The organism is Nesterenkonia halotolerans (assembly GCF_014874065.1).
Classification (GTDB): Bacteria; Actinomycetota; Actinomycetes; order Actinomycetales; family Micrococcaceae; genus Nesterenkonia; species Nesterenkonia halotolerans.
The window spans coordinates 355,505-378,020 of sequence record NZ_JADBEE010000002.1 but is presented as its reverse complement, the minus strand read 5'-3'; the positions used below and the strand labels follow the sequence as shown (position 1 = coordinate 378,020).

General features: G+C 66.8%; 21 protein-coding genes and 1 tRNA gene. 10 read left to right on the top strand and 12 right to left on the bottom strand.

Annotated elements, in window-relative coordinates:
- Positions 1-4: 4 nt before the first annotated feature.
- The 7 genes from H4W26_RS11965 to H4W26_RS11935 form a co-directional block, all read right to left on the bottom strand.
- On the bottom strand, positions 5-541 hold the full coding sequence (locus H4W26_RS11965) for a gamma carbonic anhydrase family protein (protein ID WP_192592440.1): 537 nt from the start codon (positions 539-541) through the stop codon (positions 5-7).
- A gap of 52 nt (positions 542-593) precedes the next feature.
- Positions 594-1,508 (bottom strand): NAD(P)-dependent oxidoreductase, encoded by a 915-nt coding sequence (locus H4W26_RS11960; RefSeq protein ID WP_192592439.1) that lies wholly within the window; start codon positions 1,506-1,508, stop codon positions 594-596.
- A 1-nt stretch (position 1,509) separates the two neighbouring features.
- Positions 1,510-3,735, bottom strand: a complete 2,226-nt coding sequence (locus tag H4W26_RS11955; RefSeq protein ID WP_192592438.1) for an NADP-dependent isocitrate dehydrogenase — start codon at positions 3,733-3,735, stop codon at positions 1,510-1,512.
- Between the two features lie 130 nt (positions 3,736-3,865).
- Positions 3,866-5,200: a magnesium transporter gene (gene mgtE / locus H4W26_RS11950; RefSeq protein WP_192592437.1), complete on the bottom strand. Its 1,335-nt coding sequence runs from the start codon at positions 5,198-5,200 to the stop codon at positions 3,866-3,868.
- 69 nt (positions 5,201-5,269) lie between these two features.
- Positions 5,270-6,955: a bifunctional phosphoribosylaminoimidazolecarboxamide formyltransferase/IMP cyclohydrolase gene (purH, locus tag H4W26_RS11945; protein ID WP_192592436.1), complete on the bottom strand. Its 1,686-nt coding sequence runs from the start codon at positions 6,953-6,955 to the stop codon at positions 5,270-5,272.
- A gap of 57 nt (positions 6,956-7,012) precedes the next feature.
- Positions 7,013-7,693 (bottom strand): response regulator, encoded by a 681-nt coding sequence (locus H4W26_RS11940; protein ID WP_192592435.1) that lies wholly within the window; start codon positions 7,691-7,693, stop codon positions 7,013-7,015.
- The gene (locus H4W26_RS11935; RefSeq protein ID WP_192592434.1) at positions 7,690-8,955 is read right to left on the bottom strand and encodes a sensor histidine kinase; all 1,266 of its coding nucleotides are present in this window, start codon (positions 8,953-8,955) and stop codon (positions 7,690-7,692) included. Before H4W26_RS11935 ends, H4W26_RS11940 begins: the two co-directional genes overlap by 4 nt.
- Positions 8,956-9,124: 169 nt before the next feature.
- Here H4W26_RS11935 and phoU point away from each other — a divergent pair, with 169 nt between their 5' ends.
- Positions 9,125-9,778, top strand: coding sequence for a phosphate signaling complex protein PhoU (phoU, locus tag H4W26_RS11930; protein ID WP_192592433.1), 654 nt, complete (start codon positions 9,125-9,127; stop codon positions 9,776-9,778).
- Between the two features lie 280 nt (positions 9,779-10,058).
- On the opposite strand, the gene H4W26_RS11925 is transcribed toward phoU, so the two are convergent.
- The 3 genes from H4W26_RS11925 to H4W26_RS11915 form a co-directional block, all read right to left on the bottom strand.
- The gene (locus tag H4W26_RS11925; RefSeq protein WP_192592432.1) at positions 10,059-10,805 is read right to left on the bottom strand and encodes a phosphoglyceromutase; all 747 of its coding nucleotides are present in this window, start codon (positions 10,803-10,805) and stop codon (positions 10,059-10,061) included.
- Between the two features lie 73 nt (positions 10,806-10,878).
- Complete coding sequence (locus H4W26_RS11920; RefSeq protein ID WP_192592431.1) at positions 10,879-11,187, bottom strand: DUF2516 family protein; 309 nt, start codon at positions 11,185-11,187, stop codon at positions 10,879-10,881.
- A 9-nt stretch (positions 11,188-11,196) separates the two neighbouring features.
- A complete protein-coding gene (locus H4W26_RS11915) occupies positions 11,197-12,489 on the bottom strand; it encodes a trans-sulfuration enzyme family protein (RefSeq protein ID WP_192592430.1) in 1,293 nt (430 codons plus the stop codon).
- Between the two features lie 81 nt (positions 12,490-12,570).
- On the opposite strand from H4W26_RS11915, the gene tmk reads away from it, so the two are divergent.
- From tmk to H4W26_RS11890, 5 genes are all read left to right on the top strand, one after another.
- Positions 12,571-13,209, top strand: a complete 639-nt coding sequence (gene tmk / locus H4W26_RS11910; RefSeq protein WP_192592429.1) for a dTMP kinase — start codon at positions 12,571-12,573, stop codon at positions 13,207-13,209.
- Positions 13,206-14,363 carry a DNA polymerase III subunit delta' gene (locus tag H4W26_RS11905; protein ID WP_192592428.1) on the top strand — a complete coding sequence of 386 codons (1,158 nt, stop codon included), beginning with the start codon at positions 13,206-13,208 and terminating at the stop codon, positions 14,361-14,363. The genes tmk and H4W26_RS11905 overlap by 4 nt, the downstream gene beginning before the upstream one ends.
- Complete coding sequence (locus H4W26_RS11900; RefSeq protein ID WP_192592427.1) at positions 14,356-15,948, top strand: alpha/beta hydrolase; 1,593 nt, start codon at positions 14,356-14,358, stop codon at positions 15,946-15,948. Before H4W26_RS11905 ends, H4W26_RS11900 begins: the two co-directional genes overlap by 8 nt.
- A 127-nt stretch (positions 15,949-16,075) precedes the next feature.
- A complete protein-coding gene (locus tag H4W26_RS11895; protein ID WP_192592426.1) occupies positions 16,076-17,125 on the top strand; it encodes a universal stress protein in 1,050 nt (349 codons plus the stop codon).
- Between the two features lie 66 nt (positions 17,126-17,191).
- Positions 17,192-17,267 (top strand) — tRNA-Thr (locus H4W26_RS11890).
- Positions 17,268-17,360: 93 nt separating this feature from the next.
- Here the strand turns inward: H4W26_RS11890 and H4W26_RS11885 are convergent.
- Positions 17,361-18,056, bottom strand: a complete 696-nt coding sequence (locus H4W26_RS11885) for a response regulator (RefSeq protein ID WP_192592425.1) — start codon at positions 18,054-18,056, stop codon at positions 17,361-17,363.
- A complete protein-coding gene (locus H4W26_RS14045) occupies positions 18,053-19,294 on the bottom strand; it encodes a sensor histidine kinase (protein WP_192592424.1) in 1,242 nt (413 codons plus the stop codon). The genes H4W26_RS11885 and H4W26_RS14045 overlap by 4 nt, the downstream gene beginning before the upstream one ends.
- Before the next feature lie 118 nt (positions 19,295-19,412).
- On the opposite strand from H4W26_RS14045, the gene H4W26_RS11875 reads away from it, so the two are divergent.
- The 4 genes from H4W26_RS11875 to H4W26_RS11860 all read left to right on the top strand — a co-directional run bounded on the left by H4W26_RS11875 (position 19,413) and on the right by H4W26_RS11860 (position 22,262).
- Positions 19,413-20,360, top strand: coding sequence for a CPBP family intramembrane glutamic endopeptidase (locus tag H4W26_RS11875; RefSeq protein WP_192592423.1), 948 nt, complete (start codon positions 19,413-19,415; stop codon positions 20,358-20,360).
- A gap of 64 nt (positions 20,361-20,424) precedes the next feature.
- Complete coding sequence (locus tag H4W26_RS11870) at positions 20,425-20,748, top strand: nucleoside triphosphate pyrophosphohydrolase family protein (RefSeq protein ID WP_192592422.1); 324 nt, start codon at positions 20,425-20,427, stop codon at positions 20,746-20,748.
- Positions 20,749-20,922: 174 nt separating this feature from the next.
- Complete coding sequence (locus H4W26_RS11865; protein WP_192592421.1) at positions 20,923-21,693, top strand: hypothetical protein; 771 nt, start codon at positions 20,923-20,925, stop codon at positions 21,691-21,693.
- Positions 21,690-22,262, top strand: a complete 573-nt coding sequence (locus H4W26_RS11860; protein ID WP_192592420.1) for an RNA polymerase sigma factor — start codon at positions 21,690-21,692, stop codon at positions 22,260-22,262. The genes H4W26_RS11865 and H4W26_RS11860 overlap by 4 nt, the downstream gene beginning before the upstream one ends.
- Positions 22,263-22,516: the final 254 nt, after the last annotated feature.

Here is a 22,516-nt window from a genome sequence, read left to right as displayed (position 1 = left end):
CAGACTAGCCGCTCGTCCGTGCTGAGGCCTGCGCCGAGCGGTGGGCGTCCTTGTGTCCGAGGTAGACCTCGGCGTTCTCGCGCAGCGACTCGATCTCCTCGGCGGTGAGTTCGCGGCGGACCTTGGCCGGCACTCCGGCGACCAGTGAGCGGGGCGGGATCTCCGTGCCCTCCAGCACGACGGCGCCGGCCGCGATCAGGCTCTGCTCGCCGATCACCGCGCCGTTCATGATGGTGGCGCTCATGCCGATCAGCGACCCGGCGCCCACGCTGCAGCCGTGGACCACTGCAGCATGGCCCACCGAGACGCCGGCGCCGATCGTGCAGGGATGCCCGGGGTCGGCGTGGAGCACCGCATTGTCCTGCAGATTGGTGCCCTCCCCCACGGTGATCGCTGCGGAGTCCCCGCGCACCGAGACGCCGTAGAAGGCTGAGGAGTCAGCACCCATGCTGACCTCCCCGGTGACGGCGGCGGTGGGGGCGAGGAAGACGCCCTCGGCAATCTCGGGGGTGTGGCCTCTCACGGTGAGGACGTGTGCCATATCCGCGACTCCTTCGCTGTTGTGCGAGCCCAGCGGCGACCGGGCCTGGTTCTCAGTATCCCTGAGCGGGGTCCACCAGGCCCAGCATCGGCTCACCCGTGCTGAACCGGAGGTGATTGGCCAGGACCCGTTCACGCAGGAGCGGGACGACCATCTCGGTGGTGTCCGCGGTGTGCGGGGTGATCAGACAGTTCTCCAGCGCCCACAGCGGGTCGGAGTCCGGAAGCGGCTCCGGTTCGGTGACATCCAGCCCCGCCCCGCGCAAGGTGCCCTCGGTGAGCGCCTGGACCAGTGCTGGCTGGTCCAGCAGGCTGCCGCGGCCGACGTTGACCACGACGGCGCCCTCCGCGAGCAGCGCGAGCCGTTCGGCGTTGAGCAGGTGCCGGGTCTGCGGGGTCGCGGCAGCTGCAAGCGCCACCACATCGGCGCCTGCCAACGCCTCGTCGAGGCCCTCGAAGGCGACAGTGGTGTCCGCGTGCTCCACCGGATCGGGGGTGCGCCGCACCACGGTGACGTGGGTGTCGAAGGCCTTGTACAGCCGCACGATCTCGGCTGCCACTCCCCCGCCACCGACGACGACGCAGCGCAGCCCGTTCAGCGAGATGCCGCCCTCGCTGCCCCAGCTGGTGGCCAGGGCGCGGGCCTTGAGTCCACGCAGAGCCGCCAGGGTGAGCGCGAACGCGTGTTCCCCCACGGGCTTGGCGTAGGAGCCCTTCGCGGAGGTCCAGGTGAGGTTCGGGAACTTCCCGAGGACCTCCGCGTAGAGCTCGATTCCGGCGCTGGGCAGCTGGACCCACTTCACCTGCGGGTTGGCCTCGAGGACCTGTGCCAGGTTCAGCGTCTTGAACATCCCGGCGAGGATCAGCGCCTCGGGCTGCTCGTCCTCACCGACCAGGACCGCGCCCTGCTCCTGGAGACCTGCGATGAGCTGCGGGTCACCCTCGCCCATGATGTGGATCCGGGTCATATCAGCTCTTGAGGCCGTCGATGATGCTGTTCAGCGTCGCCGAGGGGCGCATCGCGGCGAAGGCCTTGGCCTCGTCGGGGCGGTAGTATCCGCCCAGATCCACCGGATCACCCTGGGCCCCCTTGAGCTCGTCGAGGATCTGCTCCTCCCCGGCGGTCAGTGCCTCAGCCACGGAGGAGAAGCGCTGCGCGAGCTCGGCGTCCTCGGTCTGCTGGGCGAGCTCCTGCGCCCAGTACATGGCCAGGTAGAAGTGCGAGCCGCGGTTGTCGATGCTGCCGGGCTTGCGTCCCGGGGAGCGGTCTTCCATCAGGAAGGTCGCGGTGGCGCGGTCCAGCGCGGAGGCCAGGACCTTCGCCTTGGGCGCATCGGCCTGCTCGGCGTACATCTCGAGCGAGGGCACCAGCGCGAAGAACTCACCCAGGGAGTCCCAGCGCAGGAAGTTCTGCTCGGTCAGCTGGTGCACGTGCTTCGGGGCGGACCCGCCGGCACCGGTCTCGAAGAGTCCACCGCCAGCCATCAGCGGCACGATCGAGAGCATCTTCGCGGAGGTGCCCAGCTCGAGGATCGGGAAGAGGTCGGTGAGGTAGTCGCGCAGCACGTTGCCGGTGACCGAGATGGTGTCCTCGCCGCGGCGCAGCCGCTCCACGGTGTACTGCGTGGCGGCCACCGGGTCGAGGATCTTGATCTCCAGGCCCTCGGTGTCCAGCTCGGCGAGGGTGGCGTTGACCTTCTCGATCATGGTGCGGTCGTGGGCGCGCTTCTCGTCGAGCCAGAAGATGGCCGGCGTGTCGAACTCGCGGGCGCGGGTGACCGCAAGCTTCACCCAGTCCTGGATCGGGGCGTCCTTGGTCTGGCAGGCGCGCCAGATGTCCCCGGCGGCGACCTCGTGCTCGAGCAGCACGTCGCCGGCGGCGTTGGTCACCTGGACGGTGCCTGCGGTCTCGATCTCGAAGGTCTTGTCGTGGGAGCCGTACTCCTCGGCCTTCTGCGCCATGAGCCCGATGTTGGGGACGGTGCCCATGGTGGTCGGGTCGAAGGCGCCGTTGGCCCGGCAGTCCTCGATGACCGCCTGGTAGACCCCGGCGTAGGAGGAGTCGGGGATGACCGCGAGCGTGTCATCGGTGTCTCCCGTGGGGCCCCAGAGCTGTCCGCCGTTGCGGATCATGGCCGGCATGGAGGCGTCGACGATCACATCGGAGGGCACGTGCAGGTTGGTGATGCCCTTGGCGTCATCCACCATGGACATCCGCGGCCCCTCGGCCAGGCCCTGAGTGATCTCGGCCTTGATGGCGTCACCGGCATCGCCGAGCTTCTCCGCACCGGAGAGGATCGAGGCCAGTCCGTCATTGGCGGAGAGGCCGGCGTCGTCGAGGGTCTTGCCGTGCTTGGAGAAGAGGCCCGGGAAGAACGCACGGACGATGTGACCGAAGATGATCGGGTCGGAGACCTTCATCATGGTGGCCTTCAGGTGGGCGGAGAAGAGGACGTCCTCTTCCTTGGCCCGGGCGATCTGGGCGGCGAGGAACTCATCGAGTGCCGCGGCGCGCATGACCGTGGCGTCGACGACCTCTCCGGCCTTGACCGGCAGGGAGTCCTTGAGCACGGTCACGGTGCCGTCGGCGGCGATGTGCTTGATGCTCAGCGTGTCCTCGCCGTCGAGGACCACGGTCTGCTCGTTGTCGGCGAAGTCGCCGGAGCCCATGGTGGCCACATTGGTCTTGGAGTCGGAGCTCCAGGCACCCATGTGGTGCGGGTTGGAGCGCACGTAGTTCTTCACCGAGGCCGGAGCGCGGCGGTCGGAGTTGCCCTCGCGCAGCACGGGGTTCACGGCCGAGCCCTTGACCTTGTCGTAGCGGGCGCGGACCTCCCGCTCCTCGTCGGTGGAGGGCGCCTCGGGGTAGTCAGGAAGCGCGTAGCCGGCGGATTGCAGCTCGGCCACGGCGGCCTTGAGCTGCGGGACCGAGGCGGAGATGTTCGGCAGCTTCACGATGTTGGCTTCGGGCGTCTTGGCCAGATCGCCGAGCTCGGCCAGGGCGTCGCTCTCGCGCTGCTCCTCGCGGAGGTGCTCCGGGAACTGCGAGATGATCCGGCCCGCCAGCGAGATGTCGCGGGTCTCGACTTCGACGCCGGCCGGGGCTGCGAAGCCCTCGACGATCGGCTTCAAGGAGAAGGTGGCCAGCATGGGTGCTTCGTCGGTGTTGGTATAGATGATCTTTGCCGCAGGCATGGATCTCCCTCAAGTTCGGTTCGGTGTTGTCTCGTTGCTCACAAATCTACCTCAGATGCCTTCTCGGCTCCGGGGCGGGGCCGCCGGGCAGTCGAGGTGCCCAGGTACTGGATCCCGAGGTGCCCGGGCGCTAGATCCCCAGCACGACGCGGGCGATCATGAAGTACACGATCAGTCCGGTGGCGTCCACGAAGGTGGAGATGAACGGGTTGGCGAAGACAGCCGGGTCGGCGCCGAGCTTCTTGCCCAGCAGCGGCATCAGCCCGCCCACGGAGGCCGCGAGCGTACAGATGGACAGCAGCGTCAGGCCGATCACCGTGCCGATGTCCCAGCCGTAGAACAGTCCGGCGACCAGGAAGCCCAGCACGCCCAGGGTGGCGCCGAGGGTGATCCCGACCCGCACCTCGCGCCAGAGCACCTTGAAGACGTCCCGGGTGCCGACGTCGCCCAGGGCGAGGGCGCGGGTGACCGTGGTGGCGGCCTGGTTCCCGGAGTTTCCGCCGGTGCCGATCAGCAGCGGCACGAACAGGCTCAGCACGACCATGGCCTCGATAGTGCCTTCGAAGACATCGAGCACCTGGACCGTCAGCGCCGCACCAAGAGCCAGCACCAGCAGCCAGACCACGCGCGAACGCATGATGGTCAGCACGGGGGTGGAGAGGTAGGGCCGGTGCAGCGGCTCGGCGCCACCGTGGCGGGCGGCGTCCTCGGACTCGGCGCGCTCCAGGATGTCCAGCGCGTCATCCACGGTGAAGATTCCGACCACTCGATGTTCGGAGTCGGTGACCGGGACTGCCAGGTGCTTCCGATCGGCGCACATGCGAGCGGCGTCCTCGGCGTCGTGATCCACATCCACCGAATCGGCCTCGTTCATCAGGTCAGCCACGAGGGCCTCGCCGTCGGTGCTGACCAGGTCGCGCAGCGAGACGACGCCACGGAGCAGCCGGGCGGGGTCGACCACGGGCAGGGTGTAGAGGGTCTCGGCGTCCTCCCCGGCCTTGCTGACCTTCTCCATGGCCTGGGCCACGGTCCAGTGCTCGGGGATGGCGACGAACTCCGGGCTCATCTGCCGCCCGATGGTGCCTGAGGGGTAGCCGAGCACGATGTTGGTCAGGCTCCGCTCGCGCGGATCCAGGTGACGCATCATCCGGCGCGCGATGGAGGCCGGCATCTCATCCATGAGCCGGACCCGGTCATCGGGGTCCAGGGACTCGAAGAAGAGCGCGACGTCCTGGTCCTTGAGACCTTCGATGATCTCGTGCTGCAGCGACTGATCGAGCATGTCGAAGGCTTCCACGGCGACGCCCTTGGGCAGCAGCCGGAAGGTCACGGCGCGGTCCTTGACGCCCAGGCGCTCCAGGAAGTCCACCGTGTCCCCGACGTTGAGGTCGCCCAGCGCACCTCGCAGCTCGGTGAGGCGTTCCTCGCGGATCAGGTCTTCCAGATCTTCAAGCTTTTCGTTCACTGGTTTGACCCCTTTCGAGGGTGCCGGACTGGCCTAGGAGGGGTGATTGTTCCGGGTACTGCCGGACGCTCAGTGGAAGAAGTGCCGGGTGCCGGTGAGGTACATCGTCAGTCCTGCATCGCGGGCCGCGGAGATGACCTCTTCATCGCGCTGGGAGCCTCCGGGCTGCACGACGGCGCGCACACCCGCGGTGATCAGGCTCTGCAGGCCATCGGCGAAGGGGAAGAACGCATCGGAGGCCGCGACGGCGCCGCGCGCGCGGTCCACGCCGTCGCCCGCCAGCGTGTTGGCGCGCTGGACGGCGAGCCGGCAGGAGTCCAGCCGGTTGACCTGGCCCATGCCGATGCCCACGGTGGCCTGGTCCCGGGCCAGCAGAATGGCATTGGACTTCACCGAGCGGATGGCCCGCCAGGCGAACGCCAGGTCGGCCAGCGTCTTCTCATTGGCAGCCTCTCCGGAGACCAGCTTCCAGGAGGAGGGGGCGTCGCCGTCGGCGTCCACGGCGTCGGAGGCCTGCAGCAGCATGCCCCCGGAGATCTGCTTGTACTCGATCCGGTCACGCTTGTGCCCCGCAGGCAGGCGCAGCAGCCGGATGTTCTTCTTGCGGGTCAGGATCTTCAGCGCCTCGTCCTCGTAGGCCGGGGCAACGACCACCTCGGTGAAGATCTCCGCCACGCTGCGCGCCATCTCGGCGGTGACCGTGCGGTTGGCGGCGATGACCCCGCCGAAGGCGGAGAGCGGGTCGCAGGCGTGGGCTGCCAGGTGGGCCTGGGCCACGGTCTCTCCGACTGCGGCACCGCAGGGGTTGGCGTGCTTGATGATGGCCACGGCTGGCTCGGCGAAGTCGAAGGCGGTCCGCACGGCGGCGTCGGCGTCGACATAGTTGTTGTAGCTCATGGCCTTGCCGTGCAGCGTCTCCGCCTGGGCCAGCCCGGGCCGGGCGCTGGAGTCGGCGTAGAGCGCGGCCGGCTGGTGCGAGTTCTCGCCGTAGCGCAGCGTGTCCAGGCGCTGCAGCGCGAGCCCGGCGTAGGGCGGGAAGCTCGGCTTCTTCTCGTCGCTGGCCAGCGGCGAGGCGGGCACCGAGCTGGGGTCGAAGTCGTCGTCGAACTGCTGCGAGGTCCAGCGCGCCACGGCGGTGTCATAGGCTGCGGTGTGCGCGAAGGCCAGCGCGGCCAGGCGACGGCGCGCGGTGAGGCTGAAGCCGCCGGCCGAGGCTGCGGAGATGACGTCGTGATAGCGCAGCGGGTCCACCACGATCGCCACGGAGGCGTGGTTCTTGGCGGCCGCGCGGACCATCGAGGGCCCGCCGATGTCGATCTGCTCCACGACCTGATCCTCGGTGGCACCGGAGGCCACGGTCGCGGCGAAGGGGTAGAGGTTGACCACCACGAGGTCGAAGGGCTCGATCTCGAGCTCCTCGAGCTGCGCGCGGTGGTCCTCGCGGCGTCGGTCGGCCAGGATCCCGGCGTGGACCCGCGGGTGCAGGGTCTTGACCCGTCCGTCCAGGCATTCGGCGAAGCCGGTGACCTCGGAGACCTCGGTGACCGGCACCCCGGCGGCGGCGATGCGTTTGGCGGTGGAGCCGGTGGAGACGATCTCGACGCCTGCGGCGTTCAGACCGGCGGCGAGGTCCTCGAGACCGGTCTTGTCATAGACGGAGATCAGCGCGCGCCGGATGGGCTGGCGCGACTCGGAGGTGCTGCCTTGCGCAGGTGCGGTGGTGTTCTGCGCGGCGGAATCACTGACAGTGCTCATGCACACTCCTCTGAAGGGGTCGACGCTCTAGGACCTGGACCAGTCTACCGACCCCGTTCAGGACTCAAACTTATAACCCAGCCCGCGCACAGTGATGAGGAACTCAGGGCGGGAGGGGTCCGGCTCGATCTTCGCGCGGAGCCGCTTGACGTGCACGTCGAGGGTCTTGGTGTCACCGACGTAGTCTGACCCCCAGACCCGGTCGATGAGCTGGCCGCGGGTGAGCACCCGACCGGCATTGCGCAGCAGCATCTCGAGGAGCTCGAACTCCTTCAGCGGCAGGCTCAGCGGTGCGCCCTGGACCTCCACGGTGTGGCGTTCGATGTCCATGCTGACGGGCCCGGCGGTGACCATGGAGCCGTCGTCGACCTCGGTCTCCACCCGGCGGCGCAACACCGCGCGGACCCGGGCGAGCAGCTCCCGCGAGGAGTAGGGCTTGGTGACATAGTCATCGGCGCCGAGCTCCAGGCCCACCACCTTGTCGATCTCCGAGTCCTTGGCGGTGAGCATGATGACCGGCACGTTGGACTTCAGCCGGATCTGCCGGCACACCTCGGTCCCGGACTGTCCCGGAAGCATGAGGTCCAGCAGCACGAGGTCTGCGCCCTCACGTTCGAAGATGTCGACGGCGTCGATCCCGTCCTCCGCGACGACGACGTCGTAGCCCTCCTTCTCGAGGGTGTAGGACAGCGCCTCGGAGAACGAGGGTTCATCTTCGACGAGCAGAATTCTGGTCACGCGTTTCCTCCTTCGCCGGCCCGAGTGGGAGCCGGATTGTCTGCACTGTGACTCGATGCAGGACGTGATGCTGCGGGGTGTTCGGCTGCGTCCTCGAGCTGGCCCAGGCCGCGGCCGAGGCCTTCGAGGGTGTCGAGGCTCTCGTCCAGCTCGGGCAGGCGCACGGTGAACGTGGAGCCCCTCCCGCGCTGGGACCACAGGGCGACTTCGCCGCCGTGGTTGGTGATGACGTGTTTGACGATGCTCAGGCCCAGTCCAGTGCCTCCGGTCTGCCGGGAGCGGGCGGCGTCGACCCGGTAGAAGCGCTCGAAGATCCGCTCCTGGTCCTCCTTGGCGATGCCGATCCCCTGGTCGGTGACGGTCACCTGGGCGATCCCGTCCCGGCTGGAGAGCCCGATGCCGACCCGGGTGGATTCCGGGGAGTAGCGCACGGCGTTGTCGATCAGGTTTCGGAAGGCCATGGCCAGCTGGTCGGCGTCCCCGTGGACGCGGTGCGGCAGCGTGCCGCCGATCTTGAGCTCGATGTTCTTGGACTCGGCGGGCAGCCTGGAGCGGTCGGCGGCGTCGGCGATGACGTCTTCGAGATCCACCGGGCGCCCGGCATGGACCACGTTCTTTCCCTGCACGCGGGAGAGTTCGATGATGTCCTGGACCAGCGCGGCCAGCCGTCGGGACTCCTTATGCAGGCGTTGGGTGAATCGGCGGACGGCGACGTCGTCGTCGGCCGCGTCCTCGATCGTCTCGGCCAGCAGCGAGATCGCCCCGACCGGGGTCTTCAGCTCATGGGAGACGTTGGCGACGAAGTCATTGCGCACCGCCTCGATGCGGGAGAACTCGGTGCGATCATCGGCGAGCACCAGGATGTATTCATCGCCCAGCGGCGCCACCCGCAGGTGCACCACCAGCGAGGTCTCCCCCTGCAGCCCGCGGGCCAGCTCATGCTCCTGATCGATGATCACGCCGTCCCCGCGGACCCGAGCGGTCAGCTTCAGCAGCTGCTGGTGCACCACGGTATGACCACGGACCAGTCCGAAGGCGTAGGCGGCGGGATTGGCGCGCACCACGCCGTCGACGGTGTCCACGACGATGTAGGCCAGCCCCAGTGAGGCGAGCACCTCGGTGGCGCCGGCAGGCATGGAAGGCTCGTCCACGTCGATGCCGGAGGCGCGCTGTTTCTCGCTGACACGAAACGCGTACATGCCCACGACGCCAAGGGCCAGGCCGACGACGCCGGCGAGTGCGGCGATGAGCAGGGGATCCACGCCCTACAGCTTAGGCCCGCCCCACCGCGCATCCCGCCATTTGCCGGAACCGGCCCTCAGGGTTCAACCAGCGTTCACCTTCGCGTCGACTGTTCACTTTGGTCGCGTCATCTGTCCCAGCGAGGATTCAATGTCGGGATACTCCACGGCGCGAAAGGAACGCAAACACGTGCGAAAGCTCTTTCAGGCAGACCTCATCAACCTTGGTGAGCAGCTGATCCAGATCACCACCCTGGTCCATGCGGCGATGGAGAAGGCCTACACCGCCTTCGACACCACCGACCTGCAGCTTGCAGAGGAGGTCATCGCGGCCGATGCGCAGATCGACCGGCTCCAGGTGGAGCTGGACGAGAAGGCCATCGAACTGCTGGCGCTGCAGGGTCCGGTGGCCTCTGACCTGCGGATGATCGTCGGCGCCCTGCGGATGAGCACCTCGCTGGAGCGGATGGGCGACCTTGCCCGGCACATCGCCCAGCTGGCGCGCATGCGCTACCCGGACCGGGTCGCCCCGGATGCGCTGCACCCGGTCTTCGACAAGATGGCGAAGCTCACCACGCAGATCTCGGCCCGGCTGATCACGCTGCTGGAGACCCGCGAGCTGCATCTGGTGGCGGAGATCCATGCGCTCAACGAGCAGCTCAACGATCTGCATGCCTCGGTGTTCACCATCGTGGCCGCCGAGGACTGGCAGCAGAGCCCCGCCACCAGCGTGGACTCCAGTCTGGTCAGCCGCTTCTTCGAGCGCTACGGCGATCACGCGGTCGCCGTGGCGAACAAGGTCGACTATCTGGTGACCGGCTCCTGGGACTCCCGCGAGCACTGATCCTCGCTCAGCCGCGCCCCACGCCGCGCGCCGAGCCGCGCCCCAGGCCGCGCCCCATCCATTGGGCAGAAATCGTCGCTTAAAGCCCGCCACGCGGCGCCTATTTCGACGATTTGCGCCCAATGGATGGGGGGGGGGAGCCGCCTCCCGCTGCATGAGGGGAGCCGCCTCCCGCCGCATGAGGGAAGCCGCCTCCCGCCGCATGAGGGAAGCCGCCTCCCGCTGGGTGCACGAAGCCCCCTCAGCCGTCCATGGCTGAGGGGGCTTCGTCGTGCGTGAGCTACTTCTTGCCCTGGTTCGCGACCGCGTGGATCGCGTCCTTGGCGGCCTCCGGGTCCAGGTAGGTGCCGCCCGGGTTCAGCGGCTTCAGATCCTCATCCAGCTGGTAGTGCAGCGGGATGCCGGTGGGGATGTTCAGCCCGGCGATGTCCTCGTCGGAGATGCCGTCGAGGTACTTGACCAGGGCGCGCAGCGAATTGCCGTGCGCTGCCAGCAGCACCGTCTTGTTCTCGCGGAGGTCCGGGACCACGGAGGACTCCCAGTAGGGAAGCATCCGGTCCACGACGTCCTTGAGGCACTCGGTGCGCGGCGCGGCGTCACCCAGATCGGCGTAGCGCGGATCCCCCACCTGGGAGAACTCGTCATCGGCGGCGATCTCCGGCGGCGGAGTGTCATAGGAGCGGCGCCAGGTCATGAACTGGTCCTCGCCGTACTGCTCCAACGTCTCGGCCTTGTTCTTGCCCTGCAGCGCGCCGTAGTGGCGCTCGTTCAGGCGCCAGTCCCGCTTGACCGGGATCCAGAGCCGATCAGCGGCCTCCAGCGCGAGGTGTGAGGTGGTGATCGCGCGCTGCAGCAGCGAGGTGTGCACCACGTCCGGGAGCAGCTTGTGCTCTTTGAGCAGCTCGCCGCCGCGGGCGGCCTCTTCGCGTCCGAGGGCGGTCAGCTGGACATCCACCCAGCCGGTGAAGAGGTTCTTCTCGTTCCAGTCGCTCTGCCCGTGGCGGAGCAGGATCAGGTCATAGGCCATAGGAGTATGTCTCCCTTTCGGAGTCGGGGTGGCGAGGGTCGGGGCGGCCCGCGCGGAGCGTTCGGGCCTCAGCTCACTCGGAGACGGCAGGGTTGACGTCGGTCAGGTAGACCATCGCCATGCACGCGGCGGCCACCGGGAAGATCAGGCCGAAGGGGGTGCTGCCGAGCGCGCCGAGCAGGGCCAGGACGACGGCGCCGCCCGTCATGCCCAGCCAGAAGCCTTTGGTGCGCTTGAACGCGATGTCGAAACGCTGCGCATTCTTGGGGATGCACTTGATGAGTGCGACCACGGCCACGATCAGGCACCCAAAGGCGAACGCGAGCTGGATCAGCTGCTCGGTCTGGAGGACGAACAGCCAGATGCTGGAGAAGGAAGCCATGTCTCGATGCTATCGGATGGGGTCCGCATCTGACGGGTCTGCGACCGCGGCGGTGCGCAGCGCATTGAGCAGGTCGGCGAAGAGATCTTCGACGTCTTCGATGCCCACCGAGAGCCGGATGAGTCCATCGGGCACCGAGGCGGGTTCCCCAGGATGACGACGACGACGCTCCGCGAGCGACTCCACTCCGCCAAGACTCGTCGCGGGGGTCCAGAGCTCGAGGGCGCTGAGCACGGCGTCGGCCACCTCGGCCTCGGTCCGTGTGCCAGTGGCGCCGGGCTGATCGGCGTCGACCTCGATCGTCAGGATCGCGCCGAATCCTCCGAGCTGAGCCGCGGCCCGCTCATGCTGCGGGTGGGCGGGAAGGCCCGGGTAGTTGACCTTGCGCAGCGGAAGCCCCGCCTGGCGGCTGAGCTCGTCCAGGCGGCGGGCCAGCTCCCCCGCGTTGGATTCGGAGGCGTCGAGGCGCACCGCGAGGGTGCGTACGCCGCGCAGCGCCAGGTAGACCTCCATCGGTCCGGGGATGGCGCCGTGCAGGGTGCGGTGCGTGTGCAGGCGCCGGTGGATCTCTGAGTCGCCGGTGATCGCGGCCCCCATGATGAGGTCGGAGTGCCCGGAGAGGAACTTGGTGACCGAGTGCACCACCACATCCGCGCCGTGCTTGAGCGGGCGCTGGCGCAGCGGAGTGGCGAAGGTGTTGTCCACGGCTGTGAGCACGCCACGCTTCTTCGCGGCGGCGAGCAGCGCCGGGAGGTCGGCGACCTCGAGCATCGGGTTGGTCGGCGATTCGATCCAGAGCATCACCTGCGCGTCCTGAGCGCTCGCCAGCGTGGAGACGTCATGCAGCGTGGTGGTGACCTGCTCGGTGTCGGCGATGTCCACGCGGTGCAGGGTCAGCACTCCCTGGTCTGCCATCTGCTGGGCCAGCGCGGAGAAGCCCATATAGCTGTGCCGCGGCATCACCAGATGGCTGCCCGGGGCGAGCAGGTGCACGACCGCGGAGATGGCGGCCATGCCCGAGGAGAACAGCAGCCCTGGCAGCACCTGGACCGGATGGTCCTCGGCGGTGGTGACGAAGCCCTGCGCGCGGTAGCTGGACCGGGTGCCGGCTTCGAGCTGTGCGAGCAGCTCCTCCAGTGGCTCCCAGGAGGGCATGCCTTCCCGGGCGTAGTCCATCGCCGCAGGCACCCCTGGCCGGTAGGAGTAGGTGGAGGTGAAGTCCACGGGCATGTTGACAGGCTGGTTCGGAGCGTGGGCACCACGGCCCGCGCTGACCACGAAGGTGCGTTCGCGCTGGTTCACACGGCTACGCTACCCCAGCACAGGTCACCGCCCTGGTGTTCCGCGCAGTGAGGTGTCTGTGCTGCTAGGTAGGCTGGGAGGGTGAACCAGATCAGACGCGGTGGATTCATCGCCTTCGAAGGCGGCGACGGCGCCGGAAAGACCACCCAGCTCACCCTCCTGGAGTCCTGGTTCCGCGAGCGCTCCCTCCCCTACGAGCGCACCCGCGAACCCGGAGGCACTCCCATCGGGGAGCGCATCCGCTCGCTGGTGCTTGAACACGGCCAGGGCGAGGTGGACCCCCGCACCGAGGCGCTGCTCTTCGCCGCCTCCCGGGCGGCGCATGTGGTCCAGCGCATCGAGCCCGCCCTCGAGGCCGGCCGCTTCGTGCTCTGTGACCGCTATGTGGATTCCTCCGTGGCGTATCAGGGCGTGGGGCGTCAGCTTGGGGCCGAGGCGGTGGCCGAGGTGAACGCGTTCGCCACCGGAGGCCTGCAGCCCGATCTGACCGTGGTGCTGGACATCGAGCCCGCCGCGGCCCGTGCGCGGCGTGAGGGCCGGGACGGGGATTCGGATCGCATCGAATCTGCCGAGGATGCCTTCCATGAGCGTCTGCGCGCCGCGTTCCTGGCGCGCGCCGAGGCGGACCCGCAGCGGTATCTGGTGCTGCAGGCAGCAGACGCGCCGGAGAGCATCCAGGCCGAGATCCGCGTCCGAGTGCAGGAGCTGCTCAGCCCATGAGTGTCTACACCGAACTGGTCGGGCAGGACGCCGTCGTCGAACAGCTTCGCCAGGCGGCCGGCTCCGGAGCGCCCTCCCATGCCTGGCTGTTCACCGGACCGCCCGGGTCCGGGCGGTCCAACGCCGCGCGCGCCTTCGCGGCCGCGCTGAACTGTGACCGGGAGGAACCCGCCGCCCGCGGGTGTGGGGAGTGCCGGTCCTGCCGCCTGGTCGCGGCGCAGAGCCACCCCTCGGTCAAGCTGGTCTCCACCGAGAACGTCACCTACAAGATCGAAGACGTCCGCCAGCTCGTCACCACCGCGCAGGAGAAGCCGCAGGGGGCGAGGTGGCGGGTGATCGTGATGGAGGACGCCGATCGCATGACCGAGCGCGCCACGAATGTGCTGCTCAAGGCCATCGAGGAGCCTCCCCCACACACCGTCTGGGTGCTCTGCGCCCCGAGCCCTGCGGATGTTCTGGTGACCATCCGCTCGCGCTGCCGGCTGGTGAGCCTGCGGATCCCGCCCACCGAGGCCGTGGCGCAGCTGTTGACCACCCGCGACGGGCTGAACGAGCAGCAGGCTCAGTTCGCCGCGCGCGTCTCGCAGAACCACATCGGTGTGGCGCGCCGGCTTGCCCGGGATCCTGAGGCGCGCAGTCGCCGTGAGCAGGTCGCCACGCTGCCGCTGCGACTGACCTCCTCCTCCGCGGCGATCGAGGCCGCCGGAAGCCTGGTGGAGATGACCCAGGCCGACGCCGCGAGCACTGCGGAGGCCAGGCTCAGCGCGGAGCAGTCCTCGCTGCGCCGCTCTTTGGGGTTGGAGCCGGAGGAGAAGATCCCACCCAAGCTGCGCAGCCAGTTCAAGAAGCTCGAGGAGGAGAACACGCGGCGGGCCAAGCGCGCCGTCGCCGACTCCCTCGACCGCGCCCTGATCGATCTGACCGCTGTCTTTCGCGACGTGCTGAGCCTGAAGCTGGGCACCGGCGCGGAGCTGATCAATGAGCATCTCCGCGAGGAGCTGACCCGCTACGCGGAGTCGCTCAGCGCGGAGCGGACGCTCGCAGGCCTGGATGCCATCAACGCGGCCAGGACCCGCATCACGCAGAATGTTCCACCACTCTTGGCCATGGAGGCCCTCATGATGCAGTTCCTTCCCGGGAGGTCCCGTGCCTAAGAATCCCCGCTCCCCGCATACGCTGCGGCTGGCGAGTCTGGCCGCAGTCTCAGCGCTGCTGCTTTCGGGCTGTGCAGATCCCTCCGGCGGCGCGGACTCGGCCGACGACGGCGCGGCTGGAGAGTCCCCGGCAGAGCCGATGACCGCCAGCTCGGTGCCCAGCGACGCGCTGCCGGGTGACGCGGAGGACTACACGCAGTACTACGAGCAGGAGCTGGAGTGGACCTCCTGCGAGGACACGATGATGTGCGCCGAGGTCACCGTGCCCCTGGACTACGAGGATCCCGGAGCCGGTGATGATCTCGAGATCAGCATCATCAGCTCCGAGACCGGAGGCGACGAGGAATACCTGCTGACCAACCCGGGTGGTCCCGGCTCCTCCGGCTACGACACCGTGGCGGAGACGCTGACCTCGGCGTTCAGCGAGGATCTCATCGAAGCTTACAACATCGTCGGTTTCGATCCGCGCGGGGTGCACCGCTCTTCCCCGGTGACCTGCCTGGACGACGCCGAGATGGACGCCTACCGTCAGGAGGTCTCCGATGAGCAGCTCGAGACCGAGGCGGCCTATACCGAGGCGCGCGAATCGGCTGCCGAGCTGGCTGCCCAGTGTGAGGCCGAGAGCGGCGAGCTGCTCGGACATGTGGACACGCTCTCCGCCGCGCGGGACATGGACGTGATCCGCGCCGCGCTGGGTCAGGAGGAGCTGGACTACCTCGGTTTCTCCTACGGCACCAAGCTTGGGCTGACCTATGCGGAGCAGTATGGGCAGCGGGTGGGGCGGTTCGTGCTCGACGGCATGTTCGACGTCTCCATCAGCGCTCATGAGCTGAACAAGCAGCAGGCCCTCGGGTTCGAAGATGCCCTGGAGAACTACGCGGAGTGGTGCACCGAGCAGGAGAACTGCGCCGCCGGAGCTACTCCGGAGGAGGTGGTCCAGAGCACACAGGATCTCTTCGCCGAGGTCGACGAGACTCCGGTCCAGGGTGCGGACGGACGCACGATCAATGTCTCGACCCTGGTGAGCGGCTTCATCACCCCGATGTACAACCGGCAGAGCTGGCCGGTGCTCTCCGAGGCACTCACTCTGGCGCTGGAGCAGGACGACTTCTCCGCCTTCCAGTACTTCGCCGATCTGCAGGCCGGTCGAGAGGCCGACGGAAGCTACGACTGGATCAACACCTTCGCCTTCACCGCGGTGATGTGCCTGGACTACCCCATGCCTGGGGACTCCGAACAGATCGAGGCCGAGTTCGAAGAGGTCTCGGACGAGGCACCCACCTTCGGTCCGTACCTGGGACACCGCGGGGTGGTCTGCCAGGAGTGGCCCGCGGAGAACGTGGCGGAGCCCTGGGAGCCGGCGCTGAGTGAGACCGAGGAGATTCTGTTCATCGGCACCACCGGTGACCCTGCCACTCCGGTGGAATGGGCGGAGAACATGCATGACATGGTCCCCCAGTCCTCTCTCATCGTCCGCGAGGGTGAAGGCCATCTGGGCTATCGCGCCGGCAACACCTGCGTGGATGAGGCAGTGGATGGATACCTGCTCGACGGTGAACTCCAAGAGGGCAGATCCGACTGCTGAACGGGTCGAGAAAGTTTTTCTACCGCTTGTAGAAAACGGAGCGTAGACTCGGATCACCGGTGACGCACCCGTCGCCTGCGGCGTCTGATCACCGGATCTATCCGCTGATCTGCGTAAGGACGACGCCATGAACACTGAAGTTCCCGTCACATCCGCCACGGAGCCCGCTGACTCCGCCCAGAACTCCGACGCACAGACCCACGACGCACACACCTCGTCGGCCCCGGCACCCACGGCCTCGAGCGAGGAGCCGCGCGCTCCCCGACCGCTGGGGATCTTGGTCGGATTCGACGGCTCGGCCAACGCCACGGCCGCGCTCCGATGGGCGGCTCGTGAAGCGCTCGTGCGAGATCTCCCGTTGACCGTCACGAGCTCTTTCACCATCGCACCGGCTGTGAGCGGCTATATCGAGAGCTTTCCAGACCCCCAGGGACAGACCCTCGCACGCAAGGCCACCGAAGCTGTGCTGGAGGACGCGAAGAAGCTCCTCTCCGGGTACTCCGGGGAAGTCACCTACCGGTTGGAACACGGTGACGCCGCTGGCGTGATGGTGCGACTCTCCGGTTCCGCCGAACTCTGTGTGGTCGGAAGCAGGGGTCGCGGAGGATTCACCGGGCGCATTCTCGGGTCCGTGGCAGCAGCGCTCCCCGCCCACTCACATTCACCCACTGTGGTGGTGCCCCACGCGACAGGATCGACCGAGGCAGACGGCCCCGAGTCGCTCGGCACCGAGGATTCCAGGCCCGTGGTGGTCGGCATCGACGGCTCCCCGCATTCTCGGAACGCCGCCGTGGAAGCGGCCCGGACCGCGCTGAGTCACGGCACGCGCCTTCAGCTGCTGATGGCCCTGCCTCCGCTGACCACTGCCGCGTTGTGGTACCCAGAGCTGGCCTCCCGAGAGCAGGCCATGGCCCACTCCCGCATGGACGACCTCAACAAGGACCTCGACGTGGAGGTCGGGTGGATCCAGGCTCAGTTCCCCGAGCTCGCCGTCTCGGGCTCCGTGCAGGAGGGATTTCCGGTGAATCTCCTGCATGAGATGGGTGACCAGGTGCAGCTGACAGTGGTCGGCACCAGGGGTCTCAGCGGCTGGCGCAGCGCGCTGCTGGGGTCCGTCTCCCGGGAGCTGCTCCATCACTCCACTGTCCCGGTGATGGTGGTGCCCACGCAGGACTGACCGAGCTTTGACCGCGGTGGGGTGCACCAGTAAAGTAATCCCTCGTGCGCCTCACCGCGGCGCCACGCCGCCTTAGCTCAGTCGGTAGAGCGATTCACTCGTAATGAATAGGTCGCCGGTTCGATTCCGGCAGGCGGCTCCATCGGACCCTCTGGGCTGGAGATTGATCCAGTTCAGAGGGTCTTTCTTTACGCCGCACTGACCACCACGGCATCAGGGCACTCCCGGACCCGAGCTATCCAGGAGTTCCGCGTTCCAGGACGCAGATCGCTAGCTGCACACGATTCGTGACCTGTAGCTTCGCGAACAAGCTGGATAGATGGGACTTCACGGTCGTGGCGCTCAAGTACATCGCCTCAGCGATCTCACTGTTGGTCATTCCCTGGGCAACAAATCGGCCGACTTCCCACTCACGGTCCGTCACCAGGCGAGACATGTCCACACCGATGCGTACCCGTTCAGCCTCTGGAGCAGCCGAAGGCCCGGGTGCGCTGGTCGCCATCTCTACGAGGCGCGCCAGAGACTTCGGGGAGAAGGATGACCTGCCCCGTGCGGCATCGTGAATCGTCTGGACCACCAGCTTCGGCTCGGCGTCTTTGAGGAGGAAGGACACAGCCCCCTCGACCAGCGCGTCACGCAGGAGCGTGTCTGTATCGAATGCCGTCAGAATGACGACCTGGGCTCGTGATCCAGCTTGCCGCAGTACCCTGGTCGCATCGATTCCATTGAGCACCGGCATACGGATGTCCATGAGAATGACGTCGGGATTCAGCCGATCAACGGCCGCAGGCACCTCAGACCCGTCTGTCGCTTCACCTACGACCACGATTCCGTCGGCGCCTTCGATCATGAGCCTGAGACCAGCGCGCATCAGTGCCTCGTCATCGACAATCAGCACGCTGACTTCTTCACCCACAGGGGCGGCAGTCATGGAATCCTCACCTCGACCTCGAAGGTATCGAGCACAGTCGCGCCATATCGAGCAGAACCACCCAGCAGCTCGGCGCGCTCAGTGACACCGACGAGACCTAGACCAGTCCCGAGCGGTTCGCTGCTCCGGGGGCGCTGACCGCGCGGGATCGGATTGCTGACATGAAGCACCACAGCATCGGTGGCACCCTCAAGAAGCAGTGAGACGGCCGCCTCTGGTGCGTGTTTCCGGGAGTTCATGAGCAGCTCCTCGGTGATGCGGGCGAAGGTCATCGCCCGCTGGGGATTCTTCGACAGCTCTGCGGCGGTCAGGTTCTTCCACCGGAGAGAAACTTCAGCTCCCTCAGCCCGCGCAGTCTCGACCATCCTCTGCAACGACGAGCTGCTCGGCAGCGGAGAGGTCGGCCGAATGTCATCGGTCTCACGCAGTGCCGTGAGGGCTTCGCGGAGCATGACGTTGGCGCCCGCGGCAGCATCGCGCACAGTGTTCGCCGTCGCACGTTGCTGATCTGCGGTGAGGTCCACGCGATAGGAGAGCGCTCCAGCGTGCATGGCCACGATCGCGAGCTGGTGAGAGATGCCGTCGTGCATGTCCCGGGCTATGGCACTGCGCTCCTCCGCGCGCGCCTGAGCGATCTCCGCCTCGCGCATCAGAACGGCGGCGCTGCGGGCATGTTCGGCGGATTTAGCCTGCTCACGCAGCGCAGCGACCAGGGCAGAACGCGTGCCACGCACTCTGCCCCATAGCAACGCTCCTGCCGTGAATGCCGCCCCGACCATCACTGTCAGCACGGACTCACCAGGCTGGAGGGCTGCCGCGGGTTCCCGCAACATGGTGTACCCCAGCCCTCCGAGCACGGTCACGAGCACCACGACTGTGTCCATCCCCGCAGAACGCCGAGCACCGAGCCGCACTACGCTCACGATCCAGGCCGGCACGGCCCAGGTGCTCCACACTGCAACAACGACTATGAGCAGATTTCCGACCCGTGAGCCCTTGACCGGCCCCACGACGGCGCAGGCCGCAAGTCCTATCAGCGCGTCGAGGAACACGAGGAGCACAGCCGATCCGGGCAGGTCGCCCCCGTTGTCCTCCAGGTCTGAGCCCAACAGCACGAGGAAGGCCCCGGCTCCAAGCAGAGTGCAACACACGGAGATGAGCGCAGCTCTGAGCAGGGGCCGTCCGCCGAGCAGTCTGAGTCTGTGCGGGCCAGCATCGGCCTGGGGGAAATCGCTCACCTAGTCATCCTAGGGACGGTCTTGACTGGGGGGGATCGTCCGAATGGACGGTCTTGGCCAACAGAAGTGCGACCAGATGGACGATCCGCCGGAACCTGTCTGCTCCGATGCTGGACCTATGACCATCGATCTCTTGCCCACGGAGCAATCCACTGTTCACAAGACGGCCTATCACCGGCTGTCCCATCTCGACGCCGGGACTTCGCGTTGGTGGCGCCCACTTTCCACGGTGGGGGTTGCTGTCGGGCTGTACATCGCAATGTTGGTCGTCGTGCTCATCTTCGCTGTGCTGGCAATGCTCATCGGTCCGGCCTCGTGGGCGCCCTCTGAGATGTTCGCCGACCCCAGAAACCCCGCGGACATGCTGATCGGTCTAGGGCTGATCGCACTCATGATCCCTGCTTCTGTACTCGGCGCCCGCTGGGGCGGGGGCACGCGCGGCACGATTCATTCAGTGGCGGGACGTGTGCGGTGGAGGATGCTCTTCCATGCAGCGTGGATAGTCCTCCCGCTCTACACCGTCGTCCACACCTTGGCCTTTGTCATTTCTCCTCCCGAGGATTTTTCCTGGCCCAGCGCAGACTTCCGCACCGCAGCAGTCCTCCTGATCGTTCTGCTTCTGGCGCCCTTGCAGTGTGCCGGGGAGGAGTACGCCTTCCGAGGCCTGCCCCAACAGGCCCTCGGAACCTGGCTTCGTTCGCCCGTCTGGGGCATCGTGCTGCCAGTCCCCCTGTTTGTGTTGGGGCATGGCTACGACTGGGTGGGCCAGATCGATATGGCTGTCTTTGCGATCTGCATGGGCTTCCTGGTGTGGAAGAGCGGTGGGCTCGAACTCGCGATCGTCGTTCATACCGCAAACAACCTCACCTTGTTCCTCCTGGCCCCATTCAGTCCCTCGTCGCTGGAACAGGGCACGGTGTCACCGTTGGTCTTGATGATGAGCATTCCCCTCACGCTCGGGATGACCGCAGGCTTGACCCTGTGGATCTCCCGAGCCCACGGACTGGGGTGGCTCGAACCCGTGAGACGGCAAGTTCCTGAGGCGCCCTCCCCACAGCTCGGGTGATCACCCGGCGCTCTGGTCTCGGATCACGGGCCCGCCTGCTTACGCGGTGCGTAGCATCGGACAGATGCATCTCAACGACATCGCACTCCGCATCGAGAATCTCTCGGCCCAATACGCAGAGGTGTACGGGATCCACCGCTCTGCCGAGTGGGCTTTGCTGAAGCTCACCGAGGAGCTCGGAGAACTCACCCAAGCGCACCTCACTGCCACTGGTCAGAGCAAAGACCGCGGCCTGACCTCTGACAAGCAACAACATCTGTTAGCCGCTGAGCTCGGAGATGTGCTTGGGATGTGTCTGGTCTACGCCGGGCAACTTGGGATCGACCCCGAAAGGGCGATCGCGGAGAAATGGTTCCAACATGAGAAGAACCCGCCCGGCGTGGAGTGACGTCGTCGGCCCTGAGCCGGGCCCCCGGGCGTGGTCCGGCAGCCCGACGGCGTAGCACTCACCCGCACCCTCCAGCTCAAGGACCGCTTCCAGTCAGATCACGGCGGACGTTTCGTGCTTGACCGGACATGTACAGGGTAAGGACACGTTCTCGAGCGAGTAAGGACCACCGACATGTCTTGGCCACCACCGAACAGCGACCCACCAGAATTCGAAGCAACAGAAGACACGACGGCGTCTCTCGACGAGCGCCTGAACAGGTCAGCGCCGGGAGGGACACCAGTCACCGCTGAGCTGGGTGAGGAGCTGCAGAGGCTCTCCACCGCCAGCCGTGAAGACGCCACCAGTCGGCGCGGTGCAGGACGGTCCGGCCTCTCCCGCGGCGCCGCGATGGGGCTCGCTGCCCTGGTGCTGCTGGGCAGCACCACTGCGGCAGTTGCGGTCATAGAACTCCGCAGCTACTGGTCAGACCTAGGAGTAGAACCGCACGCGAACTACAGCTTCGAATTGCCCAGCGGAGCTGAATGTGAAGTCGAGCTCCGCATGAAAAAGCTGGGCCCATCAGGGACAGAGAACGTCGATGACTACTCCATGACCGAGGAACAAGACACCTTCGTGCGAGAGATGTACTCCGACGTGCAGAACCGGGTTGACGACATGGTGGACAGCGAGGGATTCCTTGATCGGGCTCGCAGCCAGTCCCGGGCCATGGGACTCAACCCGGATGGGCGGCACGATACTGACGACGTCGCGTATTTCCAAGCCGTAGATTCCAGGCTTTCCCTGGAGCTGCAGGACGAGTACGGCGCGGAAATGCAGGAGATCGGGGTAGGTGGTTACTCCTTCGGACATTCGTGTCCTGGCGCTGACTTCGAGGGCAGCTGGCTCGGGGAACTCGGGGACATGGACACCTATGAAACCCAGGGAGAGGAGTCCGCAGAGTGACCAACTCGCAGAGCTCCCCATTAGAGGCAGCGTTGAAAGCCAACGGAGTCGACCTGTTGCACTACTTCCAACGTCGCGTGGTCTCCGAGGCGGCGGCGGATCTCCTCGCAGAGACCATGCTCACTGCCTGGCAGCGGGAGAAGGATCATCCCACTGATGCTGAGGCTGGACGCAGGTGGCTCTTCGGCATCGCCAGCAACGTGCTGAGAAACGACGTACGCAGCCGGCGTCGTCGCTATCGCCTGGCCAACAAGCTCAGAACCATGCTGGGCACTCCTGCTGATTCCCAGGGCGCTGATGACGGTGTCGAGGTCCGCGACGCAGTCCAACGGCTCGATCCTGAGCCGCGTGAACTGATCCGTTTGGTCCACTGGGAAGGATTCAGCATCATCGATGCTGGTCAGATTCTTGGGATCTCGGCCTCGACGGCCCGGGGACGATACCAACGGGCGAAAGAACAACTCCGCGAGGCACTGGAGCCCGACGACTCACCAACTCAGGGACGCTGCTCGGCGACACTTCCCCAGGTCGATCCGCGGTTCCTGCCTATCGATGGGGACCCCCGATGAGACCAGGTAAAGAAAATTCGCACGCATGGGGCTCTGTGAAAGCAAACAGGAAGCTCCCTGAGCTTCTTCGCCCTCTCGAGGTGACCGGCGCTGCCCTGGGCCGGCGAAATGCCGACATGCAACCTCTCACGAAGGAGCCATGACACGTTCATCTGCGTCCCGGGAGTGAGCGACGCTCACCGCCGCACTGTGCTTATTCGCAGCTCTGGCTCAATTGCCGGGTGAAGCCAGCCACTGGTGGAGCTTCCGACTGT